Origin of the sequence: Thiohalophilus thiocyanatoxydans, assembly GCF_004366735.1 — a bacterium.
Taxonomy (GTDB): domain Bacteria; phylum Pseudomonadota; class Gammaproteobacteria; order UBA6429; family Thiohalophilaceae; genus Thiohalophilus; species Thiohalophilus thiocyanatoxydans.
This window is the reverse complement of sequence record NZ_SOQX01000002.1, coordinates 246879-270548: the sequence shown is the minus strand read 5'-3', so window position 1 is coordinate 270548 and position 23670 is coordinate 246879. Positions and strand designations below refer to the sequence as shown.

Annotated in this window: 22 protein-coding genes; 9 read left to right on the top strand and 13 right to left on the bottom strand. The window is 58.5% G+C overall.

The genetic code is table 11. From position 1 onward, the window contains the following. The first annotated feature begins 262 nt into the window (after positions 1-262). On the top strand, positions 263-691 hold the full coding sequence (locus EDC23_RS04945) for a hypothetical protein (RefSeq protein ID WP_134081773.1): 429 nt from the start codon (positions 263-265) through the stop codon (positions 689-691). A 345-nt stretch (positions 692-1036) separates the two neighbouring features. Here the strand turns inward: EDC23_RS04945 and rluB are convergent, their stop codons facing one another. The 6 genes from rluB to EDC23_RS04915 all read right to left on the bottom strand — a co-directional run bounded on the left by rluB (position 1037) and on the right by EDC23_RS04915 (position 6467). After that, positions 1037-1873 carry a 23S rRNA pseudouridine(2605) synthase RluB gene (gene rluB, locus EDC23_RS04940; RefSeq protein ID WP_134081771.1) on the bottom strand — a complete coding sequence of 279 codons (837 nt, stop codon included), beginning with the start codon at positions 1871-1873 and terminating at the stop codon, positions 1037-1039. A 6-nt stretch (positions 1874-1879) separates the two neighbouring features. Then, a complete protein-coding gene (scpB, locus tag EDC23_RS14360) occupies positions 1880-2719 on the bottom strand; it encodes an SMC-Scp complex subunit ScpB (RefSeq protein WP_134081769.1) in 840 nt (279 codons plus the stop codon). An 18-nt stretch (positions 2720-2737) separates the two neighbouring features. Beyond that, a complete protein-coding gene (locus EDC23_RS04930) occupies positions 2738-3580 on the bottom strand; it encodes a segregation and condensation protein A (protein WP_134081767.1) in 843 nt (280 codons plus the stop codon). Positions 3581-3583: 3 nt separating this feature from the next. Next, entirely contained in the window at positions 3584-4801 is a 1218-nt protein-coding gene (locus EDC23_RS04925; RefSeq protein WP_208321283.1) for a tryptophan--tRNA ligase, read from the bottom strand. Between the two features lie 179 nt (positions 4802-4980). Beyond that, on the bottom strand, positions 4981-5610 hold the full coding sequence (locus tag EDC23_RS04920) for an L-threonylcarbamoyladenylate synthase (RefSeq protein WP_134081765.1): 630 nt from the start codon (positions 5608-5610) through the stop codon (positions 4981-4983). Further along, entirely contained in the window at positions 5607-6467 is an 861-nt protein-coding gene (locus tag EDC23_RS04915) for a PHP domain-containing protein (RefSeq protein WP_134081763.1), read from the bottom strand. The genes EDC23_RS04920 and EDC23_RS04915 overlap by 4 nt, the downstream gene beginning before the upstream one ends. A gap of 194 nt (positions 6468-6661) precedes the next feature. On the opposite strand from EDC23_RS04915, the gene EDC23_RS04910 reads away from it, so the two are divergent. The 5 genes from EDC23_RS04910 to EDC23_RS04890 all read left to right on the top strand — a co-directional run bounded on the left by EDC23_RS04910 (position 6662) and on the right by EDC23_RS04890 (position 9833). Beyond that, the gene (locus EDC23_RS04910) at positions 6662-7423 is read left to right on the top strand and encodes a hypothetical protein (protein WP_134081761.1); all 762 of its coding nucleotides are present in this window, start codon (positions 6662-6664) and stop codon (positions 7421-7423) included. Between the two features lie 36 nt (positions 7424-7459). Continuing rightward, positions 7460-8143, top strand: a complete 684-nt coding sequence (locus tag EDC23_RS04905; protein ID WP_134081759.1) for an inner membrane-spanning protein YciB — start codon at positions 7460-7462, stop codon at positions 8141-8143. Beyond that, positions 8144-8443 carry a YciI family protein gene (locus EDC23_RS04900; RefSeq protein ID WP_134081757.1) on the top strand — a complete coding sequence of 100 codons (300 nt, stop codon included), beginning with the start codon at positions 8144-8146 and terminating at the stop codon, positions 8441-8443. A 32-nt stretch (positions 8444-8475) separates the two neighbouring features. Continuing rightward, complete coding sequence (locus EDC23_RS04895) at positions 8476-9276, top strand: peptidylprolyl isomerase (RefSeq protein WP_134081755.1); 801 nt, start codon at positions 8476-8478, stop codon at positions 9274-9276. A gap of 173 nt (positions 9277-9449) precedes the next feature. After that, entirely contained in the window at positions 9450-9833 is a 384-nt protein-coding gene (locus tag EDC23_RS04890) for a DUF6746 family protein (RefSeq protein WP_208321282.1), read from the top strand. Positions 9834-10021: 188 nt separating this feature from the next. Here EDC23_RS04890 and EDC23_RS04885 read toward each other — a convergent pair whose 3' ends face one another. The 5 genes from EDC23_RS04885 to smc form a co-directional block, all read right to left on the bottom strand. Then, positions 10022-10573 (bottom strand): c-type cytochrome, encoded by a 552-nt coding sequence (locus EDC23_RS04885; protein ID WP_134081753.1) that lies wholly within the window; start codon positions 10571-10573, stop codon positions 10022-10024. Between the two features lie 103 nt (positions 10574-10676). Then, the gene (locus tag EDC23_RS04880; RefSeq protein ID WP_134081751.1) at positions 10677-11171 is read right to left on the bottom strand and encodes a hypothetical protein; all 495 of its coding nucleotides are present in this window, start codon (positions 11169-11171) and stop codon (positions 10677-10679) included. A 1554-nt stretch (positions 11172-12725) separates the two neighbouring features. Continuing rightward, positions 12726-14741, bottom strand: coding sequence for an NAD-dependent DNA ligase LigA (gene ligA, locus EDC23_RS04875; RefSeq protein ID WP_399359076.1), 2016 nt, complete (start codon positions 14739-14741; stop codon positions 12726-12728). 120 nt (positions 14742-14861) lie between these two features. Then, a complete protein-coding gene (zipA, locus tag EDC23_RS04870) occupies positions 14862-15671 on the bottom strand; it encodes a cell division protein ZipA (protein ID WP_134081747.1) in 810 nt (269 codons plus the stop codon). A 203-nt stretch (positions 15672-15874) separates the two neighbouring features. After that, complete coding sequence (gene smc / locus EDC23_RS04865) at positions 15875-19390, bottom strand: chromosome segregation protein SMC (protein ID WP_134081745.1); 3516 nt, start codon at positions 19388-19390, stop codon at positions 15875-15877. A 324-nt stretch (positions 19391-19714) separates the two neighbouring features. Between smc and queF the strand changes: the two genes are divergently transcribed. From queF to cysZ, 3 genes are all read left to right on the top strand, one after another. Further along, positions 19715-20104: a preQ(1) synthase gene (queF, locus tag EDC23_RS04860; protein WP_134081743.1), complete on the top strand. Its 390-nt coding sequence runs from the start codon at positions 19715-19717 to the stop codon at positions 20102-20104. Positions 20105-20234: 130 nt separating this feature from the next. Beyond that, positions 20235-21524 carry an FGGY-family carbohydrate kinase gene (locus EDC23_RS04855; RefSeq protein ID WP_134081741.1) on the top strand — a complete coding sequence of 430 codons (1290 nt, stop codon included), beginning with the start codon at positions 20235-20237 and terminating at the stop codon, positions 21522-21524. Positions 21525-21750: 226 nt separating this feature from the next. Then, entirely contained in the window at positions 21751-22485 is a 735-nt protein-coding gene (cysZ, locus tag EDC23_RS04850) for a sulfate transporter CysZ (RefSeq protein ID WP_134081739.1), read from the top strand. 118 nt (positions 22486-22603) lie between these two features. Here cysZ and EDC23_RS04845 read toward each other — a convergent pair whose 3' ends face one another. Together EDC23_RS04845 and EDC23_RS04840 are read right to left on the bottom strand one after the other, a co-directional pair. Next, on the bottom strand, positions 22604-22924 hold the full coding sequence (locus tag EDC23_RS04845; protein ID WP_134081737.1) for a hypothetical protein: 321 nt from the start codon (positions 22922-22924) through the stop codon (positions 22604-22606). Between the two features lie 255 nt (positions 22925-23179). Beyond that, positions 23180-23551, bottom strand: coding sequence for a hypothetical protein (locus EDC23_RS04840; protein ID WP_134081735.1), 372 nt, complete (start codon positions 23549-23551; stop codon positions 23180-23182). Positions 23552-23670 lie beyond the last annotated feature (119 nt).

Sequence of the window (23670 nt, the reverse complement as noted above, 5' to 3'; positions counted from 1 at the left end):
TATCAGCTTGCCACCCGAATAACGCTTCAAGCTATTGTTTTAATTGTATTTATTATTCCGATCCGCAACGCGATATCCGGCCCGTCGGGGAGCCCGTTCGCGTTCTGGCCGGCGCTGCCGGGACAGGGCCTGGCGGTCGAACCGGTTATCCCGCCGGCCATGACAAAACGGTCGGAATTTGAACACGGTCACGCGCCGGCACTGTGAAGCCGCGGGAAAGGGATTATACTAGTCCATAAGTTCGCATACGGGAATCAACTGGATGAACTACCTGCAACAACTGGAAAAGGTGCTCGAAACCCGCTTCAAGCTGGCCACGATGGAAACCTATGACACGGATCGGGTCATTGATCTGTTTAACCAGGTAAACCGTTTCAGCAACAAGGCGATCTATATATACCAGGCCGGAGAGAGCATGCATCGCGTCGGTGCCGCGCACATCTCGCTCCCCCATACCCGAACGCCGCTGGAAGTGCTGGAACACATCGATACCACGCCCCATTACGGCATCTACATCCTGCGCGACTTCAACAGTCCGCTCGAGGACAAGAAAGCGGTCGACAAACTCAAACAGATCGGCACCAGCAACACACGTCGGCTGGTAATCCTGCTGAGCGAATACATCGATCTGCCCATGGAACTCAAACCCTATACCCTGCGCGCCAAACACCGTATCAAGCAGGCCAGCTGATAGCCCGCGTCCCGCGGGCGAGTTCCGAGGGACGAGTCACGAGTGCCGAGGAAATCATCCCGATCCGCCAGACCGCAGGAGCCGATGAACCTGTCGAGATGGTATGGTTTGTCGTGCCAGAGGGGCTCCTACCGGGATTCATGTAACCTGTACCACTTTTCAAATATGCCCTGAGAATAACGCGGAGCTCGCGGAGGCGCAGAGTCGCGGAGAAAAGCATGTCAAAAACACATCTTTGACATTGTTAGCTTGTATATCACTGCTTGCACCCGGCCGTCGCGTGACAATTCAAACTCTGCGACTCCGCGGGCTCCGCGTTGATTCCCAGTGAGTAAGAAAAAGGAATTACTGGCTGGTTCGTCTCCAGGTCTTTTTACGAGTTTGTTTTTTGCTGGCGGTTTTCTTGCGGGTTTGTTTTTTTGCCGGGCGTGATGGTTTGGGCAGGGCTTCGTCCATGCCGACCAGCTTCAGGACATTGTTGAGGTCTTTTTCGCCCAGCTCCTGCCACTTGCCCTGCGGTACCCGACGCGGCAGAAACAGGTTGCCGAAGCGGGTGCGAATCAGCCGGTTGACAGTGACGCCCACCTGTTCGAACAGGCGCCGGACTTCCCGGTTGCGCCCTTCGTGCAGCAGTACGTAATACCAGTGATTGACGCCCTGCCCGCCGCCGTCGACGATGTCGTCGAAACGGGCCGGGCCGTCGTCCAGCTGGACGCCCGTGCGTAACCGGCGACGCGTCTCGTCGGAGAATTCGCCCAGCACGCGCACCGCATACTCGCGTTCGATCTCATAGGAGGGGTGCATCAGGCGATTGGCCAGCTCCCCGTCTGTGGTAAACAGGATCAGGCCGGAGGAGTTGATGTCCAGGCGACCGACGACGATCCAGCGGCCGTTTTTCACCGGCGGCAGTTTGTCGAACACCGTGGGGCGGCCTTCGGGATCGTTGCGGCTGCAGATTTCGCCTTCGGGTTTGTTGTAGAGCAGGATGCGGCGCGGCGCGAGATCGAGGGTACGGCGCACCGGTTTGCCGTTGAGCCGGATCTCGTCCTCCGCTTCGACCCGGTCGCCGAGTTTGGCCGGCTGGCCATTGATTTCAATGCGGCCCTGCTCGATCCAGGATTCGATTTCCCGGCGTGAGCCGTAGCCGGCCTGGGCCAGGACTTTCTGTACGCGTTCGGCCATGGGACGTCAGTGCTCGGCACTCAATACCCGTTCAGATCGGGTCGCTTCTTCCTGTCCAGTTTCCTCTTCGCTGTCGACATCGGCTTCACGGTCGGTATCGGCCTCTTCATCCTGCAATGCCGCTTCCGCCGGCTGTTCGGCTTCGACTTCGGCTTCGGCTTCGGCTTCGGCTTCGGTATCGGTATCGGTGTCGGTATCGACGTCAGCCTCGCTGTCCGTCCCGGCGAGGTCATTCATTGTCGAGGCTTCTTCCGACTCGCTGTCAGCGGCGGCGTCCTGTTGCCCCTCATCACCCCAGTCAAGTTCGGCGTTGATCGAGTCAATATCCCGCAGCTCGGCCAGCGGCGGCAGATCCTGCAGGCTCTTGAGATTGAAGTAATCGAGAAACTCGTGGGTGGTGGCATACAGGGCCGGCTTGCCCGGCACATCCCGATGGCCCACCACCTTGACCCATTCGCGCTCCTGCAGGGTCTTGATGATCTGGGTGCTGACACTGACACCGCGTACTTCCTCGATCTCCCCGCGGGTGATCGGCTGGCGATAGGCGATCAGCGCCAGGGTCTCGAGTACAGCGCGCGAATAGCGGCTCGGCTTCTCTTCCCAGAGTTTGGCAACCCAGTTGGCGTAATCCTGTTTGACCTGAAAGCGATAGCCGGAGTTAATCTCACGCAGCTCCAGACTGTGTTCGGCGTAATCCTCCTGCAGGGCGGCGATGGCCGCCTTGATCGCGTCGGCGTCCGGCCCGTCATCCTCGGCGAAGACCGCCTGCAACTGGCTCAGGTTCACCGGATCGTCAGCGGCAAACAGTATGGCTTCGATAATGCGTTTGAGTTCCTGTTCAGTCATGGATCGTTTCGGCCCCGGTTATTCCTGGTTATTCACGGCTTGTTTGGCTTTGACATGAATCGGTCCGTAGGCTTCGGTCTGGACCATTTCGATCAAGTGTTGTTTGAGCAGTTCGAGGATCGCCAGCAGGGTGACGACCACGCCGCTGCGCCCCTCTTCGATGGTAAACAGCGCGTTGAAATCGGTAAAGCTGTCGGACCTGACCGCCCCCAGCACCCGTGACATGCGTTCACGCACCGACAACGGTTCCATCCTGATATGGTGATGCTCGTACATGGAGGCGCGGCGCATGACGTCGGTAAACGCGGCCAGCACATCCTTGATGTCGACCTCCGGCGGCGTGCGCACCACCTTGAGATCGGGCGCCCTGACCTCGGCGGGGAATACATCGCGCCCCACCCGGGGCAGCTCGTCGATATCCTCGGCGGCCTTTTTAAAGCGTTCGTACTCCTGCAAGCGGCGCACCAGCTCGGCGCGCGGATCGCCCTCTTCCTCTTCCTCGCTGACCGGCCGCGGCAGCAGCATGCGCGATTTGATCTCGGCCAGCATGGCCGCCATCACCAGGTAGTCCGCCGCCAGCTCCAGGCGCAGCTCGGTCATCAGACCCACATACTCCATGTACTGGGCGGTGATGGTGGCGATGGGCAGATCGAGAATCTCCAGGTTCTGGCGCTTGATCAGATAGAGCAGCAGATCCAGCGGCCCGGCGAAGGTTTCCGCCAGAAATACTTCCAGCGCATCGGGCGGAATATAGAGATCCTTGGGCAGCGCGGTCATCGGCATGCCCTGCACCACGGCAAACGGCATCTCCTGCTGTTCCGGCGTCTCGGGGTTGTCGTGGTGCTCGATGGTCTCGGTCATGAATCAGCGATACTCCAGGCCCATGGCCTGCCGGACTTCCTGTAATGTCTGGCGCGCGGTATCCCGGGCCTTGTCGCAGCCCTCGGTGATAATCTTGCGCACCAGCCCCGTATCCTCTTGATATTCCATGGCACGTTCGTGGATTGGCGCCAGCTCCGTCCGGATCGCGTCGATCACCGGTCCCTTGCACTCCAGGCAGCCGATGCCGGCGCTGGTGCAACCCTGCTGCACCCACTCGCGTACCTCGTCGTCGGAGTATACCTGATGGAGTTTCCACACCGGGCATTTTTCTGGATCGCCGGGATCGGTGCGCCGCACCCGGGCCGGATCGGTCGGCATGGTGCGCAGTTTTTTCTCGACTTCGTCGGGATCTTCGCGCAACGAGATCGTATTGTGATAGGACTTGGACATTTTCTGCCCGTCCAGGCCGGGCATCTTCGGCGCCGGGGTCAGCAGGCTGTCGGGCTCGGGCAGGATGATCCGGCCGCCGCCTTCCAGATAGCCGAACAGCCGCTCCCGATCGCCCAGGGAGATGTTCTGCTGATCGTCCAGCAGTGCCCGGGCGGTGTGCAGCGCCTCGTCATCGCCCTGCTCCTGAAAGCGGCGACGCAGCTCCTGGTAGAGTTTGGCGTTCTTCTTGCCCATTTTCTTGATCGCCGCCTCGACCTTCGCCTCGAAACCGGGCTCGCGGCCATATAAATAGTTAAAGCGGCGCGCCACCTCGCGGGTCAGCTCCACATGGCTCACCTGGTCCTCGCCCACCGGCACCAGGCCGGCCTTGTACGTCAGGATATCGGCGCTTTGCAGCAGCGGATAGCCCAGAAAGCCGTAGGTGGCCAGATCCTTCTCCCGGAGCTTTTCCTGCTGATCCTTGAAGCTGGGTACCCGCTCCAGCCAGCCCAGCGGGGTAATCATCGACAACAGCAGATGCAGTTCCGCGTGCTCCGGCACCCGCGACTGGATAAACAGCGTGGCCGAGCCCGGATTGACCCCCACCGAGAGCCAGTCGATGACCATCTCCCAGACGCTCTGCTCGATGATCCGCGGATCCTCGTACTCCGTAGTCAGGGCGTGCCAGTCGGCGACAAAGAAAAAGCATTCGTACTCGTGCTGCAGCTTGATCCAGTTTTTCAGCACACCGTGGTAATGGCCCAGATGCAGGGCGCCGGTCGGCCGCATGCCGGACAGCACACGTTGTTTCTGATTGGGCAAGGCAGTCAATTCAGGCTCCAGAATAGAAATCGAAGATCAGTAATATGGCACATTCGGGCAACGGTCTCGCCGCCGGCGATCATGGGGATTGTCATCATTCTTGTTATTTTCCGGCGCTGCCGATCCCGGTTGCCGGCAGGGCGGGCATTATACCCTGTTGGCCCCGCCGGCAGGCAAATCGGCTTGCTTCAGTCCGTCTCGAAGGGGGCGCTTTCGCCCTTGCCGCGACGCACCACCTTCGGGACCTCGTCGGTCATGTCGACCACCGTACTGGGCTCGAAACCGCAGTGGCCACCATCGATGACCAGATCCACCTGGTGCTCCAGCTGCTCGCGAATATCTTCGGGATCGGTCAGGGGGAGCGTCTGATCAGGCAGGATCAGGGTCGAACTCATGATCGGCTCGCCCAGCTCCGCCACCAACGCCTGGGCGATAGCGTTGTCGGGAATCCGGATACCGATGGTACGCCGTTTGGGGTGCAGCAGCCGGCGCGGCACCTCGCTGGTGGCGTTCAGAATAAAGGTGTACGGGCCCGGGGTGTAGCTGTTGAGGATCCGGAACAGGGTGTTGTTGGTCAGCTTGGCATAGGTGCTGATCTGGGAGAGTTCGCCGCATACCAGGGTGAAGTTGTGCTTGTCGTCCACCTGGCGAATGCGCCGGATCCGATCCATCGCCTTCTTGTCCTCCAGGTGGCAGCCCAGGGCGTAGGCCGAGTCGGTGGGATAGACGATCACCGCCCCCTGGCGCAGCAGCTCCACCGCCTGGCGAATCAGCCGCGGCTGGGGATCGACCGGATGAATCTGGAAAAACTGGCTCATGCCGCCTCCCCGATGCAACGGGCCCAGGCCTCGCTGTCCCAGACTGGCCGGCAGCCGGGTGGCAGCTCGGGCAGGCGACCGATATCCCGGTAGGGGTTCTCCGGGCCGTGGTAGTCGGAGCCGCTGGAGGCGGCCAGGTTCCAGGTCTGGCTCAACTGGCCAAAGCGCAGCATGTCGTCCCGGCTGTGGCTGCCCGAGACCACCTCCAGTGCCGCCCCGCCCAGCCCGGCAAACTCGCCCAGCAACTGGCGCAGCCGGGTGGCACTCAGTTTGTAACGCGCCGGATGGGCGATCACCGCCAGCCCGCCGGCTTGCTGAATCCACTCCAGCGCCTGCTCCAGCGTCGCCCACTCGCCCGGCACGTGGCCCGGCTTGCCCTTGACCAGATAGCGCTTGAACACCTGCTTGAGGTCCCGGGCATGGCCCTGTTCCACCAGATAGCGGGCAAAGTGGGTGCGCCCCACCAGCTCGCCGCTGGCGTACTGGCAGGCCCCGGCATAAGCCCCGGCGATACCGGCCTTCTCCAGCCGCCGGCCGATCTCCTCGGCCCGCCAGCGGCGGAAGCCCAGCTGGGTCTCAATGCCCCCGCGCATCGCCGGATGGGTCGGATCGATATGCAGCCCGACCACATGCAGGGTCTGGTGCGCCCAGCTCACCGACAGTTCGATGCCGGGGATCAGGCCGATCCCCTGCGCGCGCGCCGCCGTCAGCGCCTCGTCGAGACCGGCGGTGGTGTCGTGATCGGTCAGCGCCAGCTGATCGACGCCCTTCTCCACCGCTGTGGCCACCAGCTCGGTGGGACTCAGCGTGCCGTCGGAGGCGGTCGAATGGGTATGCAGATCGAAACGGTATGTCATGATGGCCTGTCGCAAAAGTCTGATCAGAATCGGGACAATCGCGCCCGACACCGGTGTTCAACAAGCCCTAGTGTAACGCGTCCGCCCCCAAAGCGAGACCCCCATCGCGCCGGGCCCGCCGGACGTCGGCTGCCGGGATCTTGTGCCTGTGTTAAAATAACTGACCTGATGACCAAGCGAAACACGAACACCGGATGAGTATTGTCGAGATCGATCTGAATGCCCTGAGCGACGTGGTGGATGAAGTCACCGCGGCGCTGGAGCAGGCCTATGCCGAAAACCCGATTCGACCCAGCGATCTGGCAGATCCCCACCAGATTGGCGAGAACCTCAAGCAGTTCGCGCGAACCGTCCAGCAGGTCGATGCCGAGTATCACGGCAACAGCGACGGCAAGTCCCGCGAAGCCCTGACGGAGAAGCTCGACGATCTCAGCCAGCTCGGCGATTACGGCCTTGCCCAGCTCAATGCCCTGAGCCAGTGGGCGGGACTGCTCGAACTGGAGGAACTACAGGTGACCCTGGACGAACTGGCGATTCCCATCGCCCTGTGGACCGCGCGCAACATCGGCAGCCTGCAGGAGTTGCGCAATGTGGTCGACGCGCTGTCACGCATCGCCAACCAGACCCAGGATTCCGATTTTCTCGCCGAACTGAGCGGTATCATGGATGAGATCGCCAATGCCGCCGCCCCGCAGGTCAAGGCCGACGAGGACAAAAGCCATGCCGGGCGACCCTGGCGCGTGCTCAATCTCAATCACGGCGTCGTCGCCACCCGGACCCACGATCCGGCGATCATGGAATCGGTGTTCGAACAGATCCTGTTGCGTCTGCCCGAGGACGCCCCGACCTTTTTCCGCGAGGGTATGGAACAGATGGATGTGATCGACTATCCGGGACATGTGCGGGAAGTCATGGAAAAATATTACAAAATGACCAATAATCCGACGCTGCACTGATACCGTCAGACCATATTCATCCACAGCTGGATCGCCATGAAGTTTCTGTTTGATTTTTTCCCCATACTGCTGTTTTTCATCATCTATAAGCTGTATGGCATTTACCCGGCTACCGCCGTAGCGATTGCCGGTTCCATCGTGCAGAACGCCTTCTACTGGTATCGGCATCGCAAATTCGAGAACATGCATCTGGTCACCCTGGCGCTGATCATTATTCTCGGCGGCGCCACCCTGCTGTTTCAGAACAAGGCGTTTATCATGTGGAAGCCCACCGCGGTCTACTGGGCTTTTGCCGTGGCCTTTTTCGCCAGCCAGTTCATCGGGGAAAAACCGTTGATCCAGCGCATGATGGGCCACGCCATCGAGGTGCCGGCGCGGATCTGGCGTAACGCCAACCTCAGCATGGCGCTGTTTTCGGTGCTGCTGGGGGTGGCCAATCTGTATGTCGCCAACTTCTATTTTGTCGCCGAACAGGCGCTGCTGGCGGCCAGCGATCAGGCCGTCAATCTGGAAAACTGCGCCGCCACCTATAGCGGCGCGGCAGTGGAACTGTGCCAGCAAGCCAAATCCATGGAATCGATCTGGGTGAACTTCAAACTTTTTGGTATGCTGGTACTCAGTGTCGTTTTTCTCATCGGACTCGGTGTCTACCTCTCCCTGCATGTTACGGAACAGGAAGAGACCACCACTCCGTCAGTCGAACCTGGCAAGGACAGCTGAATGTTATACGCCATCATCGCCCAGGATAATGCCGACAGTCTGGAACCGCGTCAGGCCGCACGCCCGGCGCATCTGGAACGTCTGCAACAACTCAAGGATCAGGGACGCCTGATCCTGGCCGGCCCGCATCCGGCCATCGACAGCGAAGACCCCGGTCCGGCCGGCTTCAGCGGTTCATTAATCGTCGCTGAATTCGCCTCGCAGGCCGACGCCCAGCAGTGGGCCGACGCCGATCCCTATGTCGCCGCCGGCGTCTATCAATCGGTTACCGTCAAACCTTTCAAGAAGGTGTTTCCGTAACTCCCGTTCTCATCAAGAAAGGAAGATTTATTATGTCTAAACGCAACATCTTGTCATTATCCGCCGCCATCCTGGCATCCGGATTGCTGCTGAGCACCGGCGCCCGAGCCGCCGATCCCGTTGCCGTTGTCAACGGCGAGCCGATCTCCCAGCAAACCTACGAACGCTACCTCAAATACCGCTCCCAGCAGCAACAAGGTCAATCCGGCGAGATTGATCGTGAAGCACTGATCAACGAACTGGTTAACCGCCAGCTACTGTTGCAGGAAGCCAAAAAACAGAACCTGGACCAGAATCCGGATGTCGCCTTCCGCATCCAGCAACTGCAAGCCGATGCCCTGATTCAGGCGCTGATCCAAAAAGAGGCGCAAAACAAGCCGATTAGCGACAGCGAACTGAAAAAAGAGTATGACCAGCGCGTGTCCTCCAGCGATGCCCGGGAATTCAAGGCCAGTCACATCCTGCTTGAAAGCGAAGACGAAGCCCGGGCCGTCATCAAGGAACTGGACAGCGGCGCCGACTTTGCCGACCTGGCCAAAAACAAATCCACCGGCCCCACCGCCGACAAAGGCGGCGACCTCGGCTGGTTCAACGCCAATCAGATGGTTCCGCCCTTCTCGCAGGCTGTAGCCAAGATGGACAAAGGCACCTACAGCAAAACACCGGTCAAAACCCAGTTCGGCTGGCACGTTATCAAGCTGGAGGATGAACGCGCGGTCAATCCCCCGGACTTCGAAGAGGTTAAGGATCAACTGCGCAGCATGAAATCCAGCCAGCTCATCCAGCAATACGTGATTCAACTTCGGGAAAACGCCGACGTCGAAATCAAGTAAGCCAAAAAGCCCCGCAATGCGGGGCTTTTTTCTATCCGGAACCATTTAACCCGAAAAACAACATCCGGGCTGTAACAACGCATCCGTATTTACCCGGTTGTGTTGTTGTGGTTAACTTATATCATATTTAAAACCACCGGCCTCTCACTACACGGCTATCGGAGACCCTGATTATGTTATCGAACAAGCGTCCGTTACTATTCGCCGCCGCCTTTGCCCTGGTCATGCCCACATTCAGCGCGCAGGCCGACGATGAGCCTGAACATTTTGAAGGCGAACCGTCGAGAACACTGGAAGAAGCACTCAACAACCTGAGTGTCTATAACAAAAAACTGGAAAAACTGCTCGACAGTGGAATGACCCCTGAGAAAATGGGCGAGGTTCACCAGCTGACCTATACCCTGGAAAATGCCCTGAAACGCATCGAAGATGAAGTCGATGATCTGGCCGAGACCCTGGAAGAGGTCCACCTGGCCTCGGAGCGGGCCGAGGATGATACCGTTATGGAAAAAGGCAAGATCTATCTGGACGGGTCCGGCAAACTCATCAGGGAGTAGGGAAAGTGCTGAGTGCTGAGTGCTGAGTTCTTAGTTCTTAGTTCTTAGTTCTTAGTTCTTAGTTCTTAGTTCTTAGTTCTTAGTTCTTAGTTCTTAGTTCTTAGTTCTTAGCAGTGTAGGTCAGGTTGCGCAGAGCGCTACCTGACAATCGACTGTCCGCGGATTCCCGACTCCTTTATTAAATCAGCTTAATGCGCATGGCCTTCGTGCTGGTGGCCGGCATTGTCGGCCTGCTCACGCATGGCCGCGTATTCCTGTGCACTGAGCTTTGGCAGATGTTTGACAAAGGCAACGACCGCCCAGAGCTCTTCGTCGGAATGTGTTTCACCCCAGGCCGGCATCCCGGTCATCCTGATCCCGTGTTTGCTCACCCAGAACAACTCGGCCAGGCTTCGCTTACTGGCCCGCCTGGCCAGTCGCGGCGGTTTTGGATTCAATCCGGCCCGGATCTCACCGGGGTCCACACCCGGCGCCGCATGACATGTGACACACATGTCGTCGTAGTGCACAAAACCCCTGCGTAATAACGCCTGATCCGGTTGATGCACAGACTCCGGCACCTCGATCCCCTGCGCCTCGCGCTTCACGGCATTCTCGCGCGTGGTTGTCAGTGCCCAGCGTACCAGTGGCGAATCCGAAGTACTGGCCGCCACGTCATACGCTCCTCCGTAAATTACGCCCAGCGCCGCAGCCGCCATAACCACAACCATCACGATAATCGTCACAAGTACTTTTTTCATGGCAATCCTTTCCCGGTTTTGGATTTCGCGTTAAACCATATCAAAGAGAGAGGAAAAGCAGAAAGACCGGTTTTATACGAAAAAGGCTTTACTCCGGTAAATTTCAGAGTAAAGGCTCTGTCGCATCCGACCTGCCGGTTTTGAGCTGCCGGAACATAAACAACAGTGCTCCCATCAGCAATACCGCAGCCAGCACATGGAAAAATGTGCCGATCGCTTCGGCCCGGTACAGCACACCCCATTTCGCAAACAGGAAATTCCAGTCATGCACGCCCCCGCCGACCAGCGGCATCCGCATGTCGCGCGCATCGCTCATGTAGTGTGCAGCATACATGAGGCTCTCCGCGAACCACACGCCCCCGACACCCGCCTCGAAGGCCTTGTCCTGTCGCCAGAAGTAGACCGCAATCGCCACCGGGAAAAAAAGCTGCCCTATGGTGCCACCAAGAAAATGCCCGGTCTGCCCGAACGGCGTGAAGATCAGATGCCCCGCCTCGTGGAACGCCAGATTGACGTGATCGATAAAATGGTACTCATAAGAGAATATCAGCCAGGCCGAATACGGCAACAATGCGATAAAAATAATCCAGCGAAACATGGCTTACCCTTTACGTGTTTGTAAAAAGCGCATCAAATCCGGGAGTAGCACACCTGCATCTGACAGGTACAGATTCGCGCCAGGGAATAAGTATACTGTCCCCCGACTTCTGTCCCCCGACTTCCCCCGATCAACGTCGATTAATATTTTAGGCATAACGTTTATAAAATAAGCCAGTCCCGCTTGACCGCAAAGTTAGAGGGCATGTTTCCTCCGAGATAGATAATTGTGCAAATACGGGACTAGAAGCTTGAGTCCAACCAAGGAAAAAATAACGAAGGTTGTAAGCCGAAAACCATGGCGACTAAAGATGGAAATATTTGGGTGGTTTGTAGAGAAGTCGCATACAGAATTCACATAATCAAAGCTACCACCACGATCAAGACAACTGTCAATTGCCAGAAGGTCGTAAATTACCGGAATAACAAACCAAATAGAAAACGCGAAAAGCACTAAACCGGTAGCTGAGCTTAACCGTGAAGGGGTTGATTCTTGAGTGCGGAATGCGGCCACAAAGCAGGCTACAGAGACAACTAGGCTAACAAGAAAAACCGAGCCCCAAAGGTTTGCATTTAAGAGGGCGCGTACACCGACAAACAACGAGGCGGCCTGCAAGACACCCATAAGGCCATAGATAGATGCGAGCAAAAACACTACGCCCAATACAGTACATAATGTCGCGCGCATGACCATAAGTTGGGATGCCCTCTAACAGTTAGTTATGCAGACGTCTGTCTTTTACGGGGTTAGACAGATGTCTGTCTATTCCAGCCCCGGATCCTGATATTATAGAAATTAGCCATAATCGTAGCAGGGAGAAAAATATATTTCGAGCTTGGCAGGGTATTGTCTGGTCGAGATATCAGGGTTTTCTCAGCTCCGTCTAGTCGTTTCCCATCCCGTCATACGCCGCCGAGCATCGCAGTGGAAGGAGGATTAGCCCGTCAGGGTGGCGGCAAGGATGCCGCCACTCGCCAGTCGGCACACGGACGTGCCGTCTGGCGAGCCCGACTGGAATGAGAAGCGCAGGGAACCGGTTCAGCCATTGGAAATGGCTGGAGCGGCGGCGTTTTCGGGGGAGCTTCTTTGGGTACTTTCTAGTCGGTACAAGAAAGTACCTCGCCGCGCGGGCGCGAGAGCCCGCTTTCAAGATTCAGCTCGCCCGGAGGGCGAACACATTTTGATAGACGCTGGATGCTTGATCACCCCTCCCTACCCCTCCCCTTGGAGGGGAGGGAATAAAGTCTGAGGTGCGAGAGCCCGCTTTCAAGATTCGGCTCGTCCGGAGGGCGATCATTTTGATAGACGCTGGATGCTTGATCACCCCTCCCTACCCCTCCCCTTGGAGGGGAGGGAATAAAGTCTGAGTCGCGAGAACCCGCTTTCAAAATCCAGCTCGCCCGCAGGACGATCATTTAGGTAGAAACTGGATGCTTGATCACCCCACCCTACTTTATGCCTTCGGTGTTCCCCTTGGTGGGGAGGGAGTAAGATGAAAGCCCGATACCGCTTCGCTATATCGGGCCTACAACTCGCACAAAAACATCCATTCCCCTATTTAATCAAATCCAGAAACGCCGCTTCATTCAGAATCGCTACGCCCAATGATTCCGCCTTGTCCGCCTTGGAACCGGGATCCGCCCCGACTACCACGTAGTCGGTCTTCTTGGAGACACTGCCGGTGACCTTGGCGCCCAGCGCCTGCAGCGCGGCCTTGGCCTCATCACGGCTCATCGATTCCATCGTCCCGGTCAGAACAAACGTCTTGCCGTTGAGCGGCAGCTCTTCGGCCGGTTTGACTTCGATGTTTTGCCAGGTCACACCGGTCCGGATCAGTTTGTCGATGACTTGCTGATTATGTTGCTGTTTGAAGAAGGTCAGAATACTCTCGGCGACGATCGGCCCGATATCCGGCACTGCCATCAGTGCCTCCTTGTCGGCCTGCATCAGGGCAGCCAGCGAACCGAAGTGGTTGGCCAGCGAGCGCGCGGTCGCCTCGCCCACGTCGTGAATCCCCAGCGCATAGATAAATCGTTCCAGGGTTGTGTTGCGACTCTTGTCGAGCGCATCGATCAGATTTTGCGCCGATTTGTCGGCCATGCGTTCCAGCTGGACCAGTTGCTCTTTTTCCAGGGCAAACAGATCGGCAGGATCATGCACGTGATCTTCATCCACCAGTTGTTCCACCAGCTTATCCCCCAGCCCTTCGATATCCAGCGCGCGACGCGAGGCAAAATGTTTCAATGCCTGCTTGCGCTGGGCGGCACAGAACAGGCCGCCGGTACAATAGGTGACCACTTCGCCTTCATGACGCACGGTTTGCGAGCCGCAGACCGGACAGGTTTTTGGCAGGTGGTATTTTTTCAGTTTGCCTTCGCGTTTCGATGTGACCACGCTGACCACCTGCGGGATCACATCGCCGGCGCGACGAATGATCACCGTATCGCCGACGCGCACATCCAGCCGTTCGATCTCGTCCTGGTTATGCAAGGTGGCGTTGCTGACGGTCACGCCGCCGACCTGCACCGGTTCGAGACGCGCCACCGGGGTCAATGCCCCGGTGCGCCCGACCTGTACGTCAATATCGATCAGTCGGGTCATCTCCTCCTGCGCAGGAAACTTGTGCGCGATGGCCCAGCGCGGCGCGCGCGAGACAAACCCCAGCTGCTCCTGTTGATCGCGACGATTGACCTTGTAGACCAGCCCGTCGATCTCGTAATCAAGGCTGTCGCGCTTTTCCTGCATCGTCCGGTAGTAATCCAGACAGCCCTGGATGCCCTCGACTACCCGGGTCTCGGGGTTGGTACGCATGCCCCATTCGCGCAGCTGATCCAGAATGGCGCTGTGGCGATCCGACAGTTCGGCGCCCTCCACCAGCCCGGCGCCGTAACAATAAAACGACAACGGCCGTTTGGCAGTGAGTCGCGCATCGAGTTGACGCAGGCTGCCGGCGGCGGCGTTGCGCGGATTGGCGAAGGTCTTCTCCCCGGCTTCCTCGCGCGCTTTGTTGAGCCGCTCAAAATCCTGTTTGGCGATGATCACCTCACCGCGCACTTCCAGACGTGCCGGGTAATCAGAACCACGCAGCTTTAACGGAATGGTCTCGATGGTGCGTACGTTCTGGGTGACGTCCTCGCCGGTGGCGCCGTCGCCGCGGGTCGCACCGCGCACCAGTTTGCCGTCCTCGTACAGCAAACTGATGGCCAGCCCGTCGAGTTTGGGCTCCACCGCGTATTCGACGCTCTCCACCCCAAGCTTGTCGCGGGCACGGCGATCGAAGGCGATCACCTCGTCCTCGTCAAAGGCGTTGCCCAGCGACAGCATCGGCAGTTCGTGTTTGACCTCCGCAAAGGCGGACAGGGGCGTGGCCCCGACCCGCTGGGTGGGCGAGTCAGAGGTAATCAGATCGGGGTGTTCGGCTTCCAGCCCCTCCAGCTCGCGCATCAGGCGATCGTATTCCGCGTCGGGGACCTCGGGGTCATCCAGCACGTAATAACGGTAATTGTGATAATCGATCTGCTCGCGCAGCTCGTTGACGCGTTGCCGGACTTTGTCGCTGGCATTCATTATGCGTGACACTCTGTATTTGACATTATTCTGTAGAACAAACCACGAAGTCTCGAAGACACGAAAGAAGCAAACCTTCGTGGCTTCGTGTCTTCGTGGTTAAGCTCTTTTTCTCGCCCCTAACTAGCTCGTCCCTCGGCCCTTGCCCTTGCCCTTGCCCTTGCCCTTGGGGTGTTGCTTTTGCAGCCCGGCCATTTTGCGGCGGAACAGATACGCCTCGATCTGTTCCTTGAGGTGGCCGGTAGTTTGCAGGGTCAGGACATTGCGTCGTTCGTCGCACAGATCGCCGCCGAGCTGTTCGGCCAGCTGGCGGCCGGTATTGAGCATCAGTTCGAACGACTTGCGCGCATCCATCGGTCCGGGCAGTTGCATGAACAGCGACAGACCCGGGGTTTGTAACGCTTCCATGGTATTCAGATCGAATGTTCCCGGCTCAACGGTGTTGGCCAGGCTGAAAACGGGCCGCCCATTCGCGGCGCCATCGGGATAGCGGTGGAAAATCTGCATCTCGCCGTGTTCCAGATCATTATCCTGCAGGGCGGCGAGCACTTCCTCCCCGGGGAAATAATGACCGGCTTTGGCCATGACGTTGAGGGCGATTACCAGCGACTCACCCTCTTCCTCCACGGCATCGACGGTATTCAGGTTACCCAGGTTGGCCACGTCGACATCGTCGTCGCGCCGGGCTTGCCAGGACACCTCTGACAGGGCCTGCAGCTCCGCGTCATCCAGTTCCTCGTAATACGGATCCCGTTCAGGAAATGGGTTCTCTTCCTCGATGGCGGAACGTCGTAGTGAGGGGAAACGCAGGGCGGGAAATCGCAGAAAACCGGGCCAGTGCAAACCCTGACCGGAGCGAATACGCGTCACCAGATAGACAATCACGATAAACGCGATGCCGATTGCAAGAAGTGTCAGCCGTAGCGGGTCCATATCAGCACGACCTTGTCATAAATATGCGATGAATACACCAGTACCGCCAATTAACTCTGGCAGTCACAGAACAACGTATCAGAAATCAATCCGCCAATGAACGCAAATAAACGCAAAATACTCCTGTACTGCCAAATGTTTCAAAGATTCGCGTTCATTGGTGTTCATTCGCGGATTGCATTCATTCTATGTTTTGGCGAGGGTCACGCCGAGGCCAGCTTGGCCGCCTCGTCCACGTCCACCGCAACCATCCGCGAGACACCCGGTTCGTGCATGGTCACGCCGGTCAGGTGGTTGGCGACTTCCATGGTGACTTTATTGTGGGTAATGAAAATAAACTGTGTCCTGTCCGACATATGCTGCAAGAGATCGCAATAGCGGGTGACGTTGGCGTCATCCAGCGGCGCGTCGACCTCGTCGAGCATGCAGAACGGCGCCGGATTCAGCTCGAAAATGGCAAACACCAGCGCGACCGCGGTCAGCGCCTTCTCGCCGCCGGAGAGCAGGTGGATGGTACTGTTGCGCTTGCCGGGGGGACGCGCCATGACGGTGACGCCGGTCTCGAGCAGATCCTCGCCGGTCATCTCCAGGTAGGCGTGACCGCCGCCGAACAGGCGCGGGAAGAGATCCTTGAGCCCGCTGTTGACCTTGTCGTAGGTCTCCTTGAAGCGGGTCCGGGTCTCCTTGTCGATCTTGTGGATCGCCTCTTCCAGGGTCTTCAGCGCCTGTACCAGATCCTCGTTCTGCGCATCCAGGTACGCCTTGCGCTCGGACTGCTGCTCGAACTCCTCGATGGCGGCCAGGTTGATGGGGCCCAGACGCTGAATCTTCGCTTCCAGTTGTTCGACGTGCTCCTGCCACTGGCTCACTTCGGCTTCCCCGGGCAGCTCTTCAAGCAGCTGGGCCAGGGTAAAGCCTGATTCGTTGATCTGCTCTTCCAGGGTCTGGCGGCGAACCGTGAACTCCTGCTGACTGATACGGATCTGTTCCAGCTCGCCGCGCAGGGTTTGCGCCGTCTGTTCGGCGGCGACCCGCTGCTCTTCGAGCTCGCGCAGCTGGTGTTCGATCGCTTCCATCGCCTGGCGGGCTTCACCCAGTTCGGTCTCCACCGCCACGCGCTTGTCGAGTTTGTCCGCCAGCTCCTGCTCCATCTCCTTGAGCGGTGCCTCGCTTTCGGCCAGGGCCTTTTGCAACTCTTCACGGCGCCCGGAGAGCTGGGTCAGCTGGTTATTCAGCCGCTCCAGCGCCTGACGGGTCGAGTTGAGTTCGGTGCGCTCTTTTTCCGCGCGCAGTTTGATCTCGTGCGCTTCGCTGCGCATCTGCTGGGCCTGGGTGCGGGCCTCTTCCAGGGCTTGGCGCAGTTCATCACGCCGGCTGTTGAGCTGCTCGCGCTGCTGTTCCAGGCCGGACATGGTATCCAGGTGCTCCTGCAGCCGGCCGCGGCTGGCCTGCAGTTCCTGTTGATCCCGCTCCATCTCCGCGCGCAGTTCCTGCTGCTCTGTCTGCAGGGCCTGCTGGCGGGCCTGGACCTGTTCCATCTGCCCCTGGCGCGCCTTGAGATCGGTCTGTTGCTCCGCCTGGCGACGGCTGGCCTGATTCAGTTGCGCCTGGGCCTCGTCACGTTCCTGCTCCAGCTCGCGCAAGCGTTCGCGCTCCTGCTCCATCTGCTCCTGCAGCGCCTGGACCCGGGCGTTCTCTTCCTGGATCTGGCTGTCCAGGCTCTTGAGTTCCTGTTCGCGCTTGAGAATGCCGGTTTTTTGATCCTGTTCCTGATCCTTGACCACCCGCAGCCAGTTGGCGCCCAGCCAGATCCCCTCGCGGGTCACCACCGATTCATGCGCCGCCAGCTGCGCGCGCAGGGCCAGCGCCTCGGCCAGGGACTCGGCGGCATAGATGCCGCCCAGCAGGGCATCGAGTTGCCACGGGGCGCGGACCTTCTCCAGCAGCGGCGTGCCGTGTTGGGCGGCGCCGGCCGGGCCGGGGGCGTTGGTGTCGAACAGGGTCAGGGTGCCTTCCTGGAGGCTGCCGAGCATGTCGGCCAGCGGATCGACCCCGGCCACGCAGACCGCTTCCAGATGCGCGCCCAGCACACATTCGACCGCCCGCTCCCAGCCGGTATCCACCTCCATCTCTTCGGCCAGACGCGGCGCATCCTGCAGTTGCTGGCCGCTCAGCCAGTCATTGACCGCGCCCTCGTCCTTGCCCAGCGCCGCCTGTTGCAGCGCCTCGAGCGAGGCACTGCGACCGCGCAGATCCTGCAAGCGGCTGCGGGCCTGATCCAGATCGGTATTCACCTGATGACTGGACTCGCGCAGCGTGGTGATCTGTTCCTGTTTGTCCGTCAGCGCCTGCTGGGCCTGGCTGACCGTCTCGCCGGTCTGTTCCAGCTGCTGTTGCAGCTGCTCGACTTCCTGCTGCAGTCGTTCGGGAGACTGCTGTTGCAGACTCTCTTCGGCCTTTTCCAGCCGCTGCTGCAGCTGGGTCAGTTTCTGTTCCAGATGCTGGATGCGGGTGCGCTCCACGTCCGCCTGGCGGGCCGGCTCGGCGGATTGCTGGTTGAAGTCGTCCCACGCCTGTTGCCACTCCTGCATCGCCTGTTCGGCCCGTTGCAAGGCTTCGTTGGCGCTCTGTTCGCGCTGCTCGGCGTTTTGCAGATCGGGCTCAATGGTCTTGAGGCCGGCCTCCAACTCGTCGATCCGTTTGCGATCCGCCTCAACGTGGACCTGGGCGTCGTTCCAGTCCTTTTCGATCTGTTGCAGATCCTGGTCCTGCTGGGTGCGACGCTCCCTGGCATGCTGGATGGACTGTTCCAGCCGGGCGATGTCGGCGCCGATGCTGTAAAACCGGCTCTGCACCTCGTTGAACGTGTCGCTGGCCTCGGTATGCTGGCCGCGCTGCTGCTCGATCTCGGTTTCGATATGCCGCTGTTTGGCCACCGCCCCTTCCAGCGCGGTCTCCTGTTCGCGGATTTTGTTGTCGCTCTGCTTGGCCTGCTCGTCGACCCCCTTCCAGCGCAGGGCCTGTAGCTGGGCGCGCAGCAGACGCTCTTCCTCTTTCAGGACCTTGTAGCGCTCGGCAGTTTTGGCCTGGCGTTGCAGTTTGGCGAGCTGCTTGTCGAGCTCCTCACGCAGATCGTTGAGCCGATCCAGATTCTCGCGGGTGTGACGAATGCGGTTCTCGGTCTCGCGGCGGCGCTCTTTATATTTGGAGATGCCGGCGGCCTCCTCCAGGAATACGCGCAGCTCCTCGGGCTTGGCCTCGATGATGCGCGAAATGGTGCCCTGCTCGATAATGGCGTAGCTGCGAGGCCCCAGCCCGGTACCCAGGAAGATGTCGGTGATGTCCCGGCGACGGCAGCGGGTGCCGTTGAGATGGTAAATGGACTGCCCGTCGCGGGTGACCGTGCGCTTGATGGCAATTTCACTGTAATTGGCGTACTGCCCGCCCAGGCTGCCGTCGCTGTTGTCGAATACCAGCTCCACCGTGGCCTGGCCGACCGGCTTGCGCGAGGTGGAACCGTTGAAAATGACGTCGGCCATGGAATCACCACGCAGATGCTTGGCGGAGGACTCGCCCATCACCCAGCGCACCGCGTCGATGATGTTGGATTTACCACAACCGTTGGGCCCCACCACCCCGACCAGCGAGCTGGGCAGGGGGACGGTAGTCGGGTCGACGAAAGATTTGAAGCCGGAGAGTTTGAGTTTGGTCAGTCGCATCGGGGAAAGATACAGTACCCTCATATAAGGAGGCAAGATTGACAAACTGGCAAAACCGCCTTCTGAATTTCGCCGTGGTGCCATCGACAACAAACAGCTTCAACGCAGAGGCGCCAAGGCGCAGAGGACCGCAAAGGATTTCAATACGTTAACTGAACAGAGCCGAGAGCCAGGGGCTGTTTTTTTATCCCCTCCCCTTCAAGGGGAGGGTCAGGGTGGGGTGATATATATCAGCTCATTCAAAATTACCTCGTCACTCGTACCTCGTTCCTCGTCCCTGCCCAAGCTTGCCAGCCAGGCAAGCTTGGGGTATGGTTTCGCGCCATGCCCAGCCAGCCCAGCAAAACCCTCGAAACCTTCGACAATCCGATGCCGGAGCGGGATTATACCATCCGCATCGAGGTACCGGAGTTTACCTGTCTGTGTCCCAAGACCGGGCAACCGGACTTCGCCACGCTCTATCTGGAGTACGTGCCCGAAGCCAAATGCGTCGAGCTCAAGTCGTTGAAGATGTATGTCTGGGCCTATCGCGACGAGGGCGCCTTCCACGAGAAGGTCACCAACACCATTCTCGATGATCTGGTGAAGGCTACCGAGCCGCGCTTCATGCGCCTGACCGCCAAATTCAATGTGCGCGGCGGGATCTATACCTCCGTCGTCGCCGAACACCGCCAGAGCGGCTGGCAAGCGCCCGAGGCCGTCACGTTACCGTGACAGCAGGGCCGAGAGCGCAAAAGCATTCACCACCAAGACGCCAAGACACCAAGTTTCAAATTGATAAATAACGCGACCCAAACACTTCGCGGCGATCAATTGGACAACGGCCGGAAAAAAAGTGAACACCATGACTGCCTCTTCAGCATTGTATGTCGGGATTGATCTGGGGACGTCCGGTTGCCGGGCAACGGCGATCAATCGTGATGCGACGATTCTCTACACGGCCAGCACCGATCTGCCGCCAGCCCGGGCCGAGGGCAATGCCCGCTATCAAGATCCCGGGCTCTGGTGGCAGGCGGTGGAGCGAGTGCTGGACGAACTGTTTGAACAGATCGATCCCGCCCGGGTAAAACGGATCGCCGTGGACGGCACCTCGGGCTCGGTGCTGGTGACCAATGCCGCCGGCGAGCCGTTGCACGAGGCGTTGCTGTACAACGATCAACGCGATCCGGTTTACGTGGAACATCTCAAGGCGATGGCGCCGCCGGATAATCCGGTACTCAGCCCCAACGCCGGACTGGTCAAGCTGTTATGGCTCAGTATGCACGTCGATAAAAGCGCCCTCGCCCACTGCCTGCACCAGGCTGACTGGATTGCCGGCAAACTCACCGACCGTTACGGCATCAGCGATCTCAACAACTGCCTCAAAACCGGGTTTAACGCCGAGCACCACACCTGGCCGCGCTGGATGGATACTCTGCCGCTGGACAACGCCTGGTTGCCCGACGTGCAGCAACCCGGCGAACCCATCGGTCCGATCAGCGCCCACATGGCCAGACGCTTCAACCTCTCGCCGGAAACACTGATCGTCAGCGGCACCACCGACAGCACCGCCTCGTTTATCGCCACCGGTGCCAGTGAACCAGGCGACGCGGTCACCGTACTGGGCTCGACCCTGGTGCTGAAGGTTCTGGGTCCCTCGCCGATTCTCTCCGCCCAGTATGGCGTCTACAGTCAACCCCTCGGCGATCTGTGGCTGGTGGGCGGCGCTTCCAGCAGCGGCGGCGCGGTATTGAAGCAGTATTTCTCCGACGAGCAGCTGCAGGCAATGACGACGCAACTGGATCCGCAACAGCACACCGGACTCGATTACTATCCCCTGCCGGCTCCGGGAGAGCGTTTTCCCATCAACGATCCACATCTGAGCCCACAGCTGGAGCCGCGACCCGACGACGATGTCACGTTTTTTCAGGGCCTGCTCGAAGGCATCGCGCGGATCGAAAAACAGGGCTACGAACGCCTGGCCGAACTGGGCGCCCCCTTTCCCAAACGCATCCTCACCTCCGGCGGCGGCAGCGTCAACGACGCTTGGACGCAGATCCGCCAGAGCCTGCTGGGTCTCCCGGTGGAAACCGCCCCCAACACCGAAGCGGCCTACGGCAGCGCGCTGATCGCCCTGCGCAGTGACAAGAACTGATAACCACCAAGACACGAAGACACCAAGTTAACCCTGTTTGTTTGTCACGTCGCTTGCAGTACGATGCGCATAAATCAAAACAGGCCGAAATTACAATAAGCGTCTCTCTATCTGATTCAATACGCCAGAGAATTGCTTGCCGGTCTATTATCAAAATATATTAAAAAATCATTTACTTCGTGTCTTGGAGTCTTCGTGGTAAATCTTTTCTCTCCCAGGAGGCCAAATGATCAGTAATCCGTTTACCGGCGCAAGCTATCTGCTGCGTGGTTTGAGCCTGATTGGCAAGCCCGGCGTGAAACGCCATGTTGTGATTCCCCTGATTATTAATATCCTGATCTTTGCCGGTCTGATCTGGCTGCTGGCCGCGCAGTTCGAAGTACTGCTGGCGTGGCTGATGCCGACGTTGCCTGACTGGCTGGCCTGGCTGGACAGTCTGCTCTGGTTTATTTTTGTCATCACCACCGGCATCGCGGTGTTCTTCAGTTTTACCGTGCTGGCCAATCTGGTCGGCTCGCCGTTTAACAGTTTTTTATCCGCCGCGGTGGAGAAGAACCTGACCGGGCGCTCGCCGATCAGCGAGGCGGGGGTCTTCGAGGAGACCGTCAAGGCTTTGACCGGTGAAGTTAAAAAAATGCTGCTTTTCGCCGGGATCGCCATCGTTTTGGTGGTCATCACCCTGATTCCGGTGATCAATCTGGTCGCGCCGGTACTGTGGGTCATCTTCAGCGCCTGGATGCTGAGCATCGAGTATCTCGATTACCCGCTGGGCAATCAGGGACTGAGTTTTCCGGATATCCGCCGGGTAATCCGGCAAAAACGGTTCTTATCCCTGGGCTTCGGGGGCGCGGTCATGCTGGCGACATTGATTCCGGTCTTGAACTTTCTGGTGATGCCGGTTGCGGTCGCCGGAGCGACGGCTTTGCGCATCGAGCAATTCAATCGTCACCCCGTGGAATAGCGGCAACCCGGTTGGTATTGACCAGGCCGGGTTTTCGGGCAACACACAACACCTTATCCCTGCCCGGGTATGACAAACCCAGCAAAAAAAGCCGGACAGTTGTCCGGCTTTTATCCAATCACCGGATACTGTCTTCTCCGGCGTTCTTTTCATTCTGGTACTGATTATAGGCCAGTTCGCTCTGTTTTCTGGCTTCCACGGCCAGATCGGTCGCTTTCTCCAGCTCGCCTTCCGACGCCACTTTTTCAGCCTCTTTCATCAGATCGGCTGTATCACGCCAGGCGTATCCCACCCCGAGAACTTTCTCATACGCCTGTTTGGCCCCGGCGATCGCCTGCTGATACGTCTGTTGCTTTTCCTCAGAGGACATACCGCCGGCACAGCCCACGAGCAGCGATGCCGTTGCAACAACAACAATCCAGGTTTTGATAGTGCTCATCGGTCTTCTCCTTTTCTCTCCTGCTGACGGTACTGCTAATCTCAACATCAGTTTTAACAGACCCAACCCATTTTTGGGTTGCGCTGTATTGAAGTTAGACTATAGCGGGAGAAGGAAGATTCATCCGAAGCGCATTGCACGGGTTAATTTTTTATTTGTGACAATCGAATTTCGTGATTAATAAAAAAGATTTATTCCACATCATAAACTGATTGTTGGCGGATAATTGTCGGCCAGAAACCGGGCGATAGTTTACTACTGCACTTCGTTGGGTAATTTTTCGGGCTTCAGACTGATCCCGGTATCCTCAATACGTTCATAAATATCTTCTTCCACCAGCGAGCGTTTATTCACCGTCACCGTATCCCCCTCTTTGACCATGGTGCTGGTCAGGGATTCGTGAATCTGCTCGCCGTCGGCATCGTTGAAGTTAATCGTCACCATCGTGTAGTAGGACTCCTCGCAATCATTATGGATGCGCGCTTCCCACTCCACCCAGATATGGCCGTAACTGGGTTCATCAGAAACGATCTCATGCTCCACGGCTTCCAGACACTCGGCGGCAAGCGCCGGCTGCCCGCCAACAGCGATCAGCATTAAAACACCAACAATCTGTCCAATTTTCATTTCAACTCCGTTCTGTCGGCAAATCTTTTGCATTCAAAAATAAACGAATTAATCATGGTAACTTTTTTTATAGAGCAATTCCTATGCCACTACGGGGTACAGAACCGGAATCCGGTATT

Coding starts and splice junctions, on each gene's coding strand:
- EDC23_RS04945 (WP_134081773.1), top strand. CDS start 263: ATGAACTACCTGCAACAACTGGAAAAGGTGCTCGAAACCCGCTTCAAG.
- rluB (WP_134081771.1), bottom strand. CDS start 1,873: ATGGCCGAACGCGTACAGAAAGTCCTGGCCCAGGCCGGCTACGGCTCA.
- scpB (WP_134081769.1), bottom strand. CDS start 2,719: ATGACTGAACAGGAACTCAAACGCATTATCGAAGCCATACTGTTTGCC.
- EDC23_RS04930 (WP_134081767.1), bottom strand. CDS start 3,580: ATGACCGAGACCATCGAGCACCACGACAACCCCGAGACGCCGGAACAG.
- EDC23_RS04920 (WP_134081765.1), bottom strand. CDS start 5,610: ATGAGCCAGTTTTTCCAGATTCATCCGGTCGATCCCCAGCCGCGGCTG.
- EDC23_RS04915 (WP_134081763.1), bottom strand. CDS start 6,467: ATGACATACCGTTTCGATCTGCATACCCATTCGACCGCCTCCGACGGC.
- EDC23_RS04910 (WP_134081761.1), top strand. CDS start 6,662: ATGAGTATTGTCGAGATCGATCTGAATGCCCTGAGCGACGTGGTGGAT.
- EDC23_RS04905 (WP_134081759.1), top strand. CDS start 7,460: ATGAAGTTTCTGTTTGATTTTTTCCCCATACTGCTGTTTTTCATCATC.
- EDC23_RS04900 (WP_134081757.1), top strand. CDS start 8,144: ATGTTATACGCCATCATCGCCCAGGATAATGCCGACAGTCTGGAACCG.
- EDC23_RS04895 (WP_134081755.1), top strand. CDS start 8,476: ATGTCTAAACGCAACATCTTGTCATTATCCGCCGCCATCCTGGCATCC.
- EDC23_RS04890 (WP_208321282.1), top strand. CDS start 9,450: ATGTTATCGAACAAGCGTCCGTTACTATTCGCCGCCGCCTTTGCCCTG.
- EDC23_RS04885 (WP_134081753.1), bottom strand. CDS start 10,573: ATGAAAAAAGTACTTGTGACGATTATCGTGATGGTTGTGGTTATGGCG.
- EDC23_RS04880 (WP_134081751.1), bottom strand. CDS start 11,171: ATGTTTCGCTGGATTATTTTTATCGCATTGTTGCCGTATTCGGCCTGG.
- zipA (WP_134081747.1), bottom strand. CDS start 15,671: ATGGACCCGCTACGGCTGACACTTCTTGCAATCGGCATCGCGTTTATC.
- smc (WP_134081745.1), bottom strand. CDS start 19,390: ATGCGACTGACCAAACTCAAACTCTCCGGCTTCAAATCTTTCGTCGAC.
- queF (WP_134081743.1), top strand. CDS start 19,715: ATGCCCAGCCAGCCCAGCAAAACCCTCGAAACCTTCGACAATCCGATG.
- EDC23_RS04855 (WP_134081741.1), top strand. CDS start 20,235: ATGACTGCCTCTTCAGCATTGTATGTCGGGATTGATCTGGGGACGTCC.
- cysZ (WP_134081739.1), top strand. CDS start 21,751: ATGATCAGTAATCCGTTTACCGGCGCAAGCTATCTGCTGCGTGGTTTG.
- EDC23_RS04845 (WP_134081737.1), bottom strand. CDS start 22,924: ATGAGCACTATCAAAACCTGGATTGTTGTTGTTGCAACGGCATCGCTG.
- EDC23_RS04840 (WP_134081735.1), bottom strand. CDS start 23,551: ATGAAAATTGGACAGATTGTTGGTGTTTTAATGCTGATCGCTGTTGGC.